We start from the raw sequence: 13,140 nt of genomic DNA on the forward strand, positions 1-13,140 counted from the left end.
AGTGTAAGTACATTCAATAGAAAAATAGGCAAAGATTTTAAAGTTTGGACTATCAACCATTGTTTGTGAACTAGCGACTTTTATCAAATCTTTCTACCTGTATTAATCACATTTACACCGTTGAAGCGAGTAGTAGAACTACCATGTGATACAGCACTAACTTGTGAAGGTTGACCCTTACCATCGAAGAATGAACCGAAAGTACGATAGTCGTCTTTATCACATACTTGAACACATGAATTCCAAAATTCTTGTGTATTTGACTGGTAAGCCACATCATCAAACATACCCACGATTTCTCCATTTTTGATTTCGTAGAATAGCTGTCCACCAAATTGGAAATTGTAACGTTGTTGGTCAATTGAATATGAACCACGACCAATGATGTAAATACCTTTTTCTACACCTTTAATCATATCAAACACGCTGAGTTTGTCTTTTCCTGGGCGTAGCGATACATTTGGCATACGTTGGAATTGAACAGAGTTCCAATTATCAGCATAACAGCAGCCATGGGAAGCATTTTCTCCTAGAATATTTACTTGGTCTCTGATTGCTTGATAATTTACCAGAATACCATCTTTGATTAAATCCCATTCCTTACAAGGCACACCTTCGTCGTCAAATCCAACTGTTCCTAAAGCATAAGGTTGAGTCTTATCGGCAACAATATTTACTTGCTTACTACCATAATTGAAGTTTTTCGACTTCCACTTATCTAAAGTTGCAAAGCTTGTTCCTGCATAATTGGCTTCATAACCTAATACACGGTCAAGTTCGAGTGGGTGACCAACCGATTCGTGAATAGTTAAACCTAAGTGATTAGGGTCAAGCACTAAATCATATTTACCTGCTTGAACAGTTTTTGCGGTTAGCTTTTCTTTAGCTTGTTTAGATGCCATTACTGCATCTTCAACCATATCATAAGAATTACGGTAGCCGATTAGTCCGTTTGGAGCGGAGATTTTTTCACTGGCTAATCCATCCAAATATTCATAACCCATACCCATAGGAGAGCTGATTGCATCACGAGTTTTGAATTTTCCAGCAGCTTTATCTACCGCAGTAACCGTAAAGGTTGGCCAAATACGATGAATATCTTGGTCGATATAAGAGCCATCAGATGAAGCAAAATACTTCTGTTCATTGATGAAAAATAGATTTGAAGTAACAAAAGCTGCCCCATTTTTCATGGCTTCGCCGTTTACTTTCATCAATAAATCTATTTTCTGTTGAACTGGTACTTCAAATGCGTTTTTCTTAATTGGAGTTTTCCAAGAAACTTCACCAACACCTTTTTGAGGAGCAAGAATTACAGGTTCTTTCTGGATTTTTGAGTTTGCCTTAGCAATAGCCACCGCTGTCTCTGCACATTTGGCAATACCATCATTGCTTACGTCGCTTGTTGCGGCAAATCCCCATGTACCGTTGGCAATTACACGTATTCCTACGCCATAAGATTCGGCATTAACAATGTTTTGAACTTTATTTTCGCGAGTGAAAAGGTATTGTTGTAGATAACGACCAATGCGAACATCAGTGTAGGTTGCTCCACGCGATTTGGCAGCATTAAGTGCAATGTCGGCCATTCGTTTTTTTGCCGCTACATCAGCACCTGGTTCAAGAAGATGCTCAACAGGCACCATATTTCCTAGCACTGGTATCGAAGAGCCCATTAGAGCTCCAAATCCCATACCCGATAGCTGGATGAAATCCCTTCTTTTCATGTTAGGTTTGTTGATTGAATGATTATTAATTTTATTGTAAAAATGTACAAATATTCGTTGAAATGAAATTTTTGCAAAAGAAAATCAATGCAATAATGTTTAAAACTATTCAAAACTAAACTTGTTTTTTTTATTTGATAGACGAAATAGTCTTTTTTAGCGACTTTTTGTGTACAATATTTTCAAAATTGAGCAAAGTACAGAAAAACGTATATTTCTTACACTTTTACTCTTGTCTTTGCTTTAGTTATTGTATTTTTGAAACAATATCGATTTTAAGCTTTTTTAACAATATTATAAAAATGAGTATTCAAAAATCCTCTTTTGGAGTTTTACCAAGTGGCCAAGAAACGAGCCTATTTATTTTAAAAAATGCCGCTGGTATGGAAGCGAAAATTTCGGATTATGGTGGAATTGTGGTTGCTTTAACTGCTCCCGACCGAAACGGAAATTTAAATGATGTGGTATTGGGCTGTGAAACACTTGAAGGTTATTTAAAAGGAGTTCCTTATTTTGGAGCAATCATTGGTCGTTATGGAAATCGAATTGCAAAGGGCACTTTTCAATTAGATGGAGAAACTTATTCATTAGCTATTAATAATGGTGTGAATGGTCTTCATGGTGGATTGAAAGGATTTGATAAAAATGTGTGGAAGGCTGAAACCATTGATTCAGTGGAGCCCGTTTTAAAACTTTCGTACCTTTCAGTAGATGGAGAAGAAGGATATCCGGGAAATTTATCAGTGGAGGTATCTTATACTTTAACCAGCAATGCTCTACGTATTGATTATCAGGCAACTACTGATAAAGCAACTGTTTTGAATTTAACCAATCACTCATATTTTAACTTAAGTGGTGCTGAAGATGTCTTATCGCATGAAGTAATTTTACATGCTGATAAATTCTTACCAGTTGATGAGACCGTTATTCCTACGGGTGAACTACGTTCTGTGGTGGGAACTCCTTTTGATTTTACTACAAGTCATCAAATTGGTGAGCGTATTAATGATACTTCCTACGAGCAAATTGTGTTAGGTAGCGGATATGACCATTGCTATGTTTTAACTGATAATAGTTCAGAATTGAGGTTAGCTGCTGAAGTTTATGAATCTTCTACCGGTAGGATAATGAAAGTATTAACAACCGAACCAGGAATGCAATTCTATACCGCCAATCATTTAAAAGGAAATATAGTTGGTAAAGGTGGAGTGACCTACGGACGACGTTCGGCGTTTTGTATCGAAACCCAACATTTTCCAGATTCGCCAAATAAACCTGAATTTCCGAGCACTGTACTAAGACCTGGTGAGGTTTACACATCAACAACAATTTATCAATTTGAGACTAAGTAAGGTATCATTTTTGGCTGTTGGTAATAAGCTGCTTACAGCCAAATATTTTAATGAAATTTTCTATGTCTGGTGAATCATCTCATAAATTACTTTTAAAACAGACAGTCGATGCTGTTCATTCACTTTCTGAAGATGATTTTGAAGCTTTTTATGCACTTTTTAAGCCTTTTTCCGCTAAACGTAAAGAAATTTTGACTTTTGCGGGTACTACTGAGCGTTATTTGTATTTCGTAATAGAGGGCTTACAAAGAATGTATTATGCTGATGAAAATGGAAGGGAAGCTACTTTAGTTTTTTCTTACACTGGTAATTTTGCTTGTATTTTAGACTCGATGTTATCGCAGAGTCCATCAAAATACTATTTTGAAACACTTAGCCAATCTAGGTTTCTCCGTACTACTTACCAACAAATTGAAGATTTATTTCGGACCAATCCTAATATTGAAATGTTGCTTCAAAAAGGACTTTTGGGTGGTTTTTCTGGTTTACTCGAAAGACTTGTAGAATTGCAAAGTTTCACATCAGAAGATAAATTTCGACAATTATTAAAGAGAAGTCCGCATATTCTACAAATTGTTCCTCATAAATACTTAGCCAATTATATTGGAATAGATGCGAGTAATTTTAGTAAGTTAATAAATTCTGTACAGATATAAATATTGGTATTTACCAAGATTTTTTTTCTTCTACTACCTTAATTTTGTCAATGAAAATTAGTCAAACACAAAATTATGGAAAAGCTATCATTACTTAATTTATTAGAAAGTCAAGTAGAAAACCACCTTCAACTAGCAATAGAAAAATTCCAGAATCTTTCGGAAGAAAGTTTATTAATGCCATCATCTTCTAGAGGGTGGAGTATAGCACAATGCTTAGAACACCTGAATACTTATGGAGTTTATTATTTGCCATTGTTTGAAAAAGGTTTAGCCGAATGTAGAGAAGATTTAGGTCAGGAATTTTTAAAAAGTACTTGGTTAGGCAAGCTCTCAATTGATTCGATGAATCCTGAAAAGGGAAAACGAAAATTTAAGGCTATGAAAGGGCATATTCCTTCGCAGAATTTGGAAGCAGATAGGGTAGTGGCTGAATTTATCAATCAACAGGAGAGACTATTGCTAATTTTAAGAGAAGCAGCAAAGAAAAATATTCAGCGAATAAAAATCCCAATTTCGATTGCTAAATTCTTAAAGTTAAATTTAGGAGATGCACTACAATTCTTGATAATTCACAACGAAAGGCACATGCAGCAAGCACTTAGAAATTTATAAAAACCTTGTCCAATCGAATCTTCGGTTGGACAAGGCTTTTAATAAGATATTAATTGCTGATAAACTGTACTAACGTTCTTTTTGCTATTGGTAACAAGGTTTCTTCTAAAGGAAATGTCATTTCAGTTTCGATTGAATAAACAGCAGGATTGGGTAGGTGTTTTTGTTGTTTAATCAGATTTAACTTAATGTTTTCGTAACTATTTACAAAACCACGTTCCCATTCTGAAATGTAAGTTGTACTTAATGAGCGGTATTTCTCATTATGGCGTTCGAAAAGAGTCATTCTGTACGAATAAACTTTTGTGCCTTTTTGCTTACCATTTGCCAATAAAAAATAGCCTTCATCGGTTTTTAAGGGTAAAATACCTACAGGTGAGATAGAAATTTTGCTTTCCACAAAATCATAAATTTCACTTCCAACAGAAATGGCATTTTTAAAGCGATTGCTTGCATAATGAATGATTTCTTCAATTTCCTGCATTAAATTATTGTCTGAAATTATTTCTTCATAAACTAACTCTAAATTTTCAATTTGAATGCCTGAAAATCTTTTAGGAAAATGTTCCTTCAAGTAATTCTTGTTTTCTTTGAATGAAACTAAATTGTTGTTGTGAAAGAATAAATCTGCAAGTTGAGGATATACTTTGGTGTTATCAAAGTAAAATTTTACTTTTTGTAGATAAGCGAGGAGTGTGTACTTTTTTGTTTCAAAATCAATTGTACCATCTACCATCCATGTTTCTGATAATTTTTCCATAACAGTATTTGAATGTCTTGATATTTCAAATTTAATCCTTTTTTTATAAAATCCAAATATTCTTCTGCATTTTAACAATTTACAAAATATAATAAAAAAGATGACCGAAATTTTCAGTCATCTTTTTGGTGTAGCACTTCCAAATATACTTATTCTATTATATTTATTGATTGGGTTACGATTCTTTGGTTTACGTAAATGTTAATTTGAAGTGCTTGCTTAAGTTTTATGAGATTGATTTTAATTTTGATTAGAATAATTCAATGTATTTTTTTCTATTGTTAATAAATTACTAAACATTGGTTTGATTAAAAGTATCGGGCATTGAGCTTGGTTGATAATTTTTCTCATGTTGTTGCCTAAAACAAATTTTTCCCAGTCAGAATCAATATTTGGATTAATGACAATCAAATCAGATTGATTGATAGAAGCATATTCCAAAATAAATCTGGTAATATTATCACAGAAAATATTTTGGAAACTTGCCTTTAAACCATCTTTTTTTATGAAGTTCGAAAGTTCTGAAACTTTTTCTTTTACGCGGTCAGATGTTTCGTAATCTTCAAATCTTGATATTCCCAAAAGGTCTATTTCTAAATCATCTGACGGAATCATATTTTTTAATGCCCAATAATTGTCAAAATCAACATTAGCACTTGTATTCCCAATGGGGAATAAAACCTGCTGAAAACTAGACTTAGAAAATTTTTCGGGGATAGCAAATACAGGGCAAATTGCATTTTTAATTACTTGAAAAGTATTTCTACCAACAAAATGTTCGTTTATCCCTCTCATTCCATTCATACCCATAACTACGAGGTCGATATGGAGTTTTGAAGCATATTTTTCAATAGACTCCGAAACAATCCCAATATCAATAAAATTAACAACATTAATTTTATGTTTTTTTATGATAGATTTTGAAGTCTCTAGAAGCTTATTTTTACTAATTTTCTCCAAGTCGTTCCAATTGTCATACGGTATATCTACTTCGCCAATATATGATATGTACTGTGGAATGATTACATGTAAGATATGTAATTGGGCCGAGTGTCGTTTGGCAAGTGCAATACCTACTTCCAAAGCATTTTTTGCAGAATTTGAAAAGTCGGTTGGCACTAAAATATTTTTTATTCTTTCATGCATTATTGTAAGGTTATGTGTGAAATCGTAGCGAATGATTCTTGAAAAGAAGCCTCAATAAAATAATTGAGGCTCTCTATTAGCTGAAAAGTCAATTAATGTAAGCCACCATATTGTCAAACTACTATAAATGAAAAATTTGGCAGACACTCAACTGTTCGCATTTTAAACGTTGTTCAAAACTAATCTCAAAGGTATTTGACAAAGCTTTGATTAAACAAAATTCAACTTTAATTATTAGAGACTGCTTAACAAGAAATTAGAAATTTATTAGATGTTTTTTTTCTGAAAAAATGCTTTTTACTTTTGAAAAAATATCAAATGCTCCCGATGAAGATTTTAGTAGTTGAAGATGAACCCAAAACTTTGTATGCCATTCAGCAAGGGCTTACAGAAAATTTTTATGAAGTGGATATTGCATTTGATGGCTTGATTGCCAAGCAATTAGCTCTTAGGAAATCTTATAATTGTATAATTACCGATGTGATTATGCCTGGTATTAATGGGCAAATGTTAATTCAGGAATTAAGAAAGGCAGGAATTCAAACACCTGTACTCATGCTTTCGGCATTGGGCGAAAGCGAAGATAAAATTGCTGGTTTTGATTCAGGTGCTGACCAATATTTAGTTAAACCTTTTCAATTTGCTGAATTATTAGCAAGGGTTAGGGCCCTGACAAAACGAAGTACCGAAACAATTATAAATACAAATACCCTACAATTTGCCGATTTGGTGGTTAATTTAGATACGAAAGTTGTAAAAAGAGACAATCAAATAATTGACCTTACGGTTTTGGAATATAGACTTCTGGAATTCTTTTTAAGAAATCAGGGAAAAGTTTTGTCGAAAAATCTAATTGCTGAGAATGTTTGGGATGTAAACTTTGATAAAGGGACGAATTATATCGAGGTTTATATCAATTATTTAAGAAAAAAAATTGACAAAAATTTCAATAAAAAATTAATTCATACGGTATTCGGAATGGGTTATGTACTAAGAGAATAATGAAACTTCGACACTCAATAACCCTTCAATTTATAATAGTTGTGATGGCTATTTTAGGCACAACTATGCTTTCAATTTACTTTTTTACCAATTATTTTTTAGAAAAAAACTTTTCTCGAAGATTAAATAATCGTGCCGAAACAATTGTAGCTTGGATTAGTGAGTCAATCGAAAAAGAGCATGAGCTTGATTTTTTAGAAAAACTCATGGCTAATAGAAAAGACCAACTCACAGGCGAAGAAATCATTGTATTTCAATTAGATGGTAAAGTTATCTTTGAATCTACCAAAGAGCCTAATACCAAAATTGATAAACGAATTTTAGAGCGTGTAAAGAAGGAGAAACGCATTGAGTTTGCGGAAAAAGACCTTGAAGGTGTTGGTATTTTTCAGCATTCACCTACACAATCTTTTTTGGTAGTCGCAATGGCTAAAAATTTCTATGCAAGTGAATTTCTAACACAAATGCGTTGGATGATGCTTGGATTACTTACAATTTCTATTATAATTGTTGGAGTAATAGGATGGTTTTATTCAAAAAAAACATTAGAACCTATTGATAAGATTGGCATTGAGTTAAAGAATGTTTTCCCTAAAAATTTAAGTAATAGATTATCTGAAAATGAAAAATTTGATGAAATTATTACGCTCAGTCAAACTATTAATCATTTATTAGAAAGGGTTGAAGAGGGGGTTCGACTCCAAAAAATGTTTGTTGGTAATGTTTCCCATGAATTGCAAAACCCACTAACTAGGATAAGTTCACAATTAGAAGTGAGTTTATTAAAAGAACGAAATTTAGAAGAGTACCAAAATGTCATTCATTCTGCCCTCGAAGACATTTCTGATTTAGTCAAACTTACCCAAAATTTGCTTCGTTTATCAAGAATAACTACCGAAAATGAAGAATTATTGGCAGAAAATATTAGGCTTGATGATTTACTTTTTGAGTCAAAGATTTTTGTAATGAAAAACTATCCGAATTATAAAATTGACATACGCCTTGAAGCATTGCCAGAAGAACCAGAACATTTGTGCATTTTCGGAAATTCAGCTTTACTAAAAATTGCATTTGTTAATTTAATACAAAATGCTTGTAAGTTCTCTCCTGATAATCAAGTAATTATATCGTTGTCAGCTAACGAAAATTATAAAATTATTCACTTTAAGGATAATGGAATTGGCATTGCTCCAGATGATATAAAATACATTTTCATGCCTTTTTATCGTTCTTCAAAAACAAGTGGAATAAGAGGCTACGGTATTGGACTTTCGTTAGTTGAGAGAATTATTAAACTTCACAATGCGAAAATAAGTGTGGCTTCCGAAGAGAATAAAGGAACAAAGTTTTCGATAATTATATAAAAAAAAGCGATACATGACTGTGTATCGCCTTTTGGTCTTTTGTTATTATTATTTTGCATAAGCCACGCTTCTCATTTCACGAATAACCGTTACTTTGATTTGGCCAGGATATTGCATTTCTTTTTCAATTCTTTGAGAAATATCAAACGATAATTTACTTGCTATTTCATCAGTAACATTTTCTGAATCTACAATTACACGTAGTTCACGACCCGCCTGAATAGCATAGCATTTTTCTACGCCATTATAACTTAGAGCGAGTGCTTCAAGGTCACGAAGGCGTTGAACATAAGATTCCATCATTTCTCGGCGTGCACCAGGACGAGAACCAGAAATAGAGTCACAGATTTGAACAATTGGAGAAATCATTGAGGTCATTTCAATTTCATCGTGGTGAGCTCCAATCGCATTAATAACTTCTGGATGTTCTTTATATTTCTTAGCTAGTTCCATACCTAAAAGAGCGTGAGGTAATTCCTGCTCTTCGTGCCAAACCTTACCAATATCGTGGAGTAAACCTGCACGTTTGGCTAGTTTTGCATTCAAACCTAATTCAGATGCCATCGTAGCACACATTTTGGCAACTTCTCTTGAGTGTTGTAGGAGGTTTTGTCCGTAAGATGAGCGGAAACGCATACGGCCAATCATACGAATTAATTCTGGATGTAAACCGTGTACACCTAAATCAATTACCGTACGCTCACCAATTTCGTTGATTTCGTTTTCGATATCCTTTTTGGTTTTCGCTACTACTTCTTCAATTCGAGCAGGGTGTATGCGTCCATCTTGCACCAAACGATGCAGAGATAAGCGTGCAATTTCACGGCGAACAGGGTCAAAACTTGAAATCACAATTGCTTCTGGAGTATCATCAACAATTACTTCAACACCTGTGGCTGCTTCAAGGGCACGAATGTTACGACCTTCTCTACCAATAACTTTACCTTTAATTTCATCGCCCTCGATATTAAATACAGAAACGCAGTTTTCGATAGCTTGTTCAGCAGCAGTACGTTGAATCGTTTCAATGATAATTTTCTTAGATTCTTTCGTAGCAGTTAGTTTTGCTTCTTCAATCGTTTGTTTAATAAAGCCAGATGCTCGTGTTTCAGCTTCACCTTTAATAGCATCAATTAATTGTTGTTTTGCTTGTTCAGCGGTCAAATTAGCAATTTTTTCTAACTGTGCTACTTGCTGGCTAAGCATTTTCTCTGCTTCTTCTTTACGTTTTGCGGCAAGTTCAGTTTGTTTAACTGCTTGTTCAGTTTGTTCGTTAAGCTTGTTTTGCAAAGCTTCTAATTCATTTTCACGACGTTTATTTTGTTCAACCATTTGTGAAGCTTGTTGTTGCATTTGCTTCACACGTTGCTCATTTTGAAGAATAATATTTTTACGTTTATTAGACTCTTCTTCAAATTCCGATTTTAGCTTTAAAAAATGCTCTTTGGCCTCTAACATTTTATCTTTTTTAATGTTTTCGGCGGTTTGTTGGGCATTTTTTAATACTTCATTGGCTCTTATTTCTGCTTCTGCTTCTTTAGTTTGGAATGTTTTTTTGAGTAATGCTCTACCCACAAAAAAACCAATTGCCAACGCAATTAGGTCAGTAAGGAGCATCATTATAATATCAGACATTTTGTAATGGAATTTATTAAAATTTATAAATAATTAGGAAATTGCTCACAGGCTCAGTGAATTGTCAAGATTATACAGCAAAATACAAAAGATATCTGAATTGACAATACAAAAGCCATTACATCGTAGTCAACCTGACAAATTGAAACAAGAAGCGTATGATTATTGAGTAGATACTGAAAAACGGCTTTAATTTATGCCTATTTTGTATCATCTACTCAACCAAGAAGAGTGAAGCGTTGCTCGATATCATCGAGTCTAGAATTTAGTGATTGTTGCAAAAGTTTATATTTATCTTGGTTTTTCTGTGATTCTACCATGCCTTCTATTGCTACAGTAATTAGAAAGTCCCAAGTATCCATTTCGCCGCCACTAAAGTTTTTGGTAAACGTGTCGATGCGTCGATTAACAAGGTTGGCTGCTTTTCTAAAGTATGGTTCCATTTCGGGGTGAATCATGAGTGTGATTACTCGACTCGAAACCTTCAAAGCAATTTCTATTTTTTCAGATTCAGCCATTTATCTTTTAATCAAAAAGTCTTATTATAAAAACTGATTGCAGTCATTTTTAACTAAAAATTTAAGTTTTTGACCAACCAATTTAAAAATTATCTACTTCAACGCTCTCAACTAATTTTCGTTTAACAAAGCAATACACGCATCAATCTCTTGTATCAGTTCAGTTATTGTTTTCTTAATTTCCAATTTGTCCTTAGACCTTTGAGCTTTATTCGCTACAATTTTAACACTTTCTTTTTGAATTTCTTTACTTTTTTCAAGAAAAACTTGTTTCTTAATTCTTTCGTTTAAATTTTCAATCTCTTTTTTGTGTTCAGAAATCCTTTTTTCTAGCATTTTAATGTGCGATTTTAATGCCAAAATATCTTCTTGAGCCTGTGAATTCTCAGAAAATAGTTTGTTAAAAATTCTACTAAATCGAGCATACATGAAAGCATTTTCTTCTTTCATAATTTGCTCCATGTATTTCTGTTCAATGCTATTAGTCATAATAACATATTAGTTTTCAGTCGTTGTGAAAAGGTTGCCTACTTAAAATTAAGTAGGCATTATTTTTTTATTTCATTGATTTCTTGGCTGCCTGCTTGAAATCAGCAATCAAATCTCTGATATCTTCGAGACCAACCGAGCAGCGAATAAGTCCTTCTGTAATACCTAATTTTGCTTTATCAGCTGGTGATAATTTAGAGTGAGTGGTTGTATTCGGATTCGTAATAATTGTACGGGCATCACCTAAATTTGAAGAGTTTGATGCGATTTTTATTAATTGAGTAAATTTATTCACTCTTTTAAAACCACCTTCTAATTCAAAAGTAACCATTGCCCCACCGGCTTTCATTTGTTTTTTTGCCAGTTCAAATTGAGGGTGGCTCGGTAAATGTGGATATTTTACATTTTTGATTCCATCCATTTTCTCAAGAGCTTTAGCTAATTTTATTGCGTTCTCACAGTGGCGAGCCATTCTAATTTCTAAGGTTTCAAGACTTTTTGATAATACCCAAGCATTAAATGGTGCCATCGAAGGCCCTGTATGACGACAGAAAAATCTGACTGGAGCAATTAATTCTTTTGTTCCTGTGATAATTCCTCCTAAAACTCTACCTTGACCATCCATAAACTTTGTTGCAGAATGAACAATTAAGTTTGCACCATAATCTGTTGGTGTATGAATGATTGGCGTAGCAAAACAATTATCTACATAATAAATTAAGTTATGTTTTTTTGCTAAACGACCAATCATGGCCATATCAACTAACTCCAGACCCGGATTTGATGGAGTTTCAAGGTAAACCATTTTGGTATTTGCTTGAATCGCCGATTCCCAATCTTCTTCGCTTGCAGTTGCATCAAGGTAAGTATGAGTAATGCCCCATTTAGACAAGATTTGCGTGAGGATTTGGTGTGCAGAGCCAAATAATGCTCGAGAGGCTACAACATGGTCTCCTGATTTTAAATGAGCGGCAAATCCTGCAAATACTGCTGCCATACCTGTTGCGGTTGCAATGCCTTCTTCACAGTTTTCAAGCATGCATACTTTATCTACAAATTCTTGTACTGAAGGATTTGAAAATCTGGTGTATATATTCCCTTCGAGTGTTTCATCGAAAAGTGCTTTGCCTTGTTCGGCATCTTCAAAACAAAAGCTACTTGTGAGAAACAAAGGCGTTGAGTGTTCTCTATATTGTGAACGTTTAGTTTGAATTCTAATGGCTTTGGTTTGTTTCTCCATCTTAATGATTATAATTCTTTGGTAATTCGTTTTGTAAATATCGTTAGCCTAGTGAAATAAGGTTTTAAAATTTACCCATTTCATAATTTTTTATCCAATCTTTCTGAAATCCGTGAATACTTTTAAAAAATGGGATAAAGTATTGCTTCATGTCAGCCTCAAAATTTCCAGTGGGCATAAATGGTTCTGCAAAAATAATTGATTTGCGAGGGTAATCAAAGCCAGACATGATGATTGGAACATTAGCGGCATGAGCCATATAATAGAAACCAGTTTTTAACTTACTAACATTTTTTCTGGTTCCTTCGGGAGCAATGGCTACTAAAAGTTTTTCATGAGCATTAAAAGTTGCCGCTACTTGTTGTACAAAGTTTGTACTTTTACTTCTATAAACAGGTGTACCCCCTAAGCCTCTAAAAATCCATCCAAAAGGCGGTCGGAATAATTCGGCTTTGCCTAAGTAACTAATGTTTATTCCCATGGCAGCCCTTGTGCCTAATCCAATTAGAAAATCCGCTGTACGAGCATGTGGTGCTACCGCAAACAACCCTTTATTTAAGTTCTTTGGGGTATTGACCAATTTCCAACCCGATGCTTTAAATATTATTTTGAAGAGCCAGTTTAGCATAATTTTAG

At 33.8% G+C, this 13,140-nt stretch carries 13 protein-coding genes; 5 read left to right on the forward strand and 8 right to left on the reverse strand.

What is annotated here, in order from left to right:
- Positions 1–83: 83 nt before the first annotated feature.
- Positions 84–1,727 carry a TldD/PmbA family protein gene (locus EMTOL_RS17410; protein WP_015030632.1) on the reverse strand — a complete coding sequence of 548 codons (1,644 nt, stop codon included), beginning with the start codon at positions 1,725–1,727 and terminating at the stop codon, positions 84–86.
- 302 nt (positions 1,728–2,029) lie between these two features.
- On the opposite strand from EMTOL_RS17410, the gene EMTOL_RS17415 reads away from it, so the two are divergent.
- The 3 genes from EMTOL_RS17415 to EMTOL_RS17425 all read left to right on the forward strand — a co-directional run bounded on the left by EMTOL_RS17415 (position 2,030) and on the right by EMTOL_RS17425 (position 4,350).
- Positions 2,030–3,079 carry an aldose epimerase family protein gene (locus EMTOL_RS17415; protein ID WP_015030633.1) on the forward strand — a complete coding sequence of 350 codons (1,050 nt, stop codon included), beginning with the start codon at positions 2,030–2,032 and terminating at the stop codon, positions 3,077–3,079.
- Positions 3,080–3,129: 50 nt separating this feature from the next.
- The gene (locus EMTOL_RS17420; RefSeq protein ID WP_305953263.1) at positions 3,130–3,735 is read left to right on the forward strand and encodes a Crp/Fnr family transcriptional regulator; all 606 of its coding nucleotides are present in this window, start codon (positions 3,130–3,132) and stop codon (positions 3,733–3,735) included.
- 75 nt (positions 3,736–3,810) lie between these two features.
- Positions 3,811–4,350, forward strand: a complete 540-nt coding sequence (locus tag EMTOL_RS17425; RefSeq protein ID WP_015030635.1) for a DinB family protein — start codon at positions 3,811–3,813, stop codon at positions 4,348–4,350.
- Positions 4,351–4,399: 49 nt separating this feature from the next.
- Here EMTOL_RS17425 and EMTOL_RS17430 read toward each other — a convergent pair whose 3' ends face one another.
- Entirely contained in the window at positions 4,400–5,110 is a 711-nt protein-coding gene (locus tag EMTOL_RS17430; protein ID WP_015030636.1) for a hypothetical protein, read from the reverse strand.
- Between the two features lie 240 nt (positions 5,111–5,350).
- Entirely contained in the window at positions 5,351–6,256 is a 906-nt protein-coding gene (locus EMTOL_RS17435) for a universal stress protein (protein ID WP_015030637.1), read from the reverse strand.
- Positions 6,257–6,583: 327 nt separating this feature from the next.
- Between EMTOL_RS17435 and EMTOL_RS17440 the strand changes: the two genes are divergently transcribed.
- Both EMTOL_RS17440 and EMTOL_RS17445 read left to right on the forward strand, forming a co-directional pair.
- Positions 6,584–7,258 carry a response regulator gene (locus EMTOL_RS17440; RefSeq protein ID WP_015030638.1) on the forward strand — a complete coding sequence of 225 codons (675 nt, stop codon included), beginning with the start codon at positions 6,584–6,586 and terminating at the stop codon, positions 7,256–7,258.
- Positions 7,258–8,622 carry a sensor histidine kinase gene (locus tag EMTOL_RS17445; RefSeq protein ID WP_015030639.1) on the forward strand — a complete coding sequence of 455 codons (1,365 nt, stop codon included), beginning with the start codon at positions 7,258–7,260 and terminating at the stop codon, positions 8,620–8,622. The genes EMTOL_RS17440 and EMTOL_RS17445 overlap by 1 nt, the downstream gene beginning before the upstream one ends.
- Positions 8,623–8,670: 48 nt before the next feature.
- On the opposite strand, the gene rny is transcribed toward EMTOL_RS17445, so the two are convergent.
- From rny to EMTOL_RS17470, 5 genes are all read right to left on the reverse strand, one after another.
- The gene (gene rny, locus EMTOL_RS17450; RefSeq protein WP_015030640.1) at positions 8,671–10,257 is read right to left on the reverse strand and encodes a ribonuclease Y; all 1,587 of its coding nucleotides are present in this window, start codon (positions 10,255–10,257) and stop codon (positions 8,671–8,673) included.
- Between the two features lie 218 nt (positions 10,258–10,475).
- The gene (locus EMTOL_RS17455; RefSeq protein WP_015030641.1) at positions 10,476–10,775 is read right to left on the reverse strand and encodes a cell division protein ZapA; all 300 of its coding nucleotides are present in this window, start codon (positions 10,773–10,775) and stop codon (positions 10,476–10,478) included.
- 111 nt (positions 10,776–10,886) lie between these two features.
- Positions 10,887–11,237, reverse strand: coding sequence for a hypothetical protein (locus tag EMTOL_RS17460; RefSeq protein WP_305953264.1), 351 nt, complete (start codon positions 11,235–11,237; stop codon positions 10,887–10,889).
- Positions 11,238–11,331: 94 nt separating this feature from the next.
- A complete protein-coding gene (locus EMTOL_RS17465; protein WP_015030643.1) occupies positions 11,332–12,504 on the reverse strand; it encodes a trans-sulfuration enzyme family protein in 1,173 nt (390 codons plus the stop codon).
- Between the two features lie 64 nt (positions 12,505–12,568).
- Entirely contained in the window at positions 12,569–13,132 is a 564-nt protein-coding gene (locus EMTOL_RS17470; RefSeq protein WP_015030644.1) for a 1-acyl-sn-glycerol-3-phosphate acyltransferase, read from the reverse strand.
- Between the last annotated feature and the right edge of the window lie 8 nt (positions 13,133–13,140).

The organism is Emticicia oligotrophica DSM 17448 (assembly GCF_000263195.1).
GTDB classification, from domain to species: Bacteria; Bacteroidota; Bacteroidia; order Cytophagales; family Spirosomataceae; genus Emticicia; species Emticicia oligotrophica.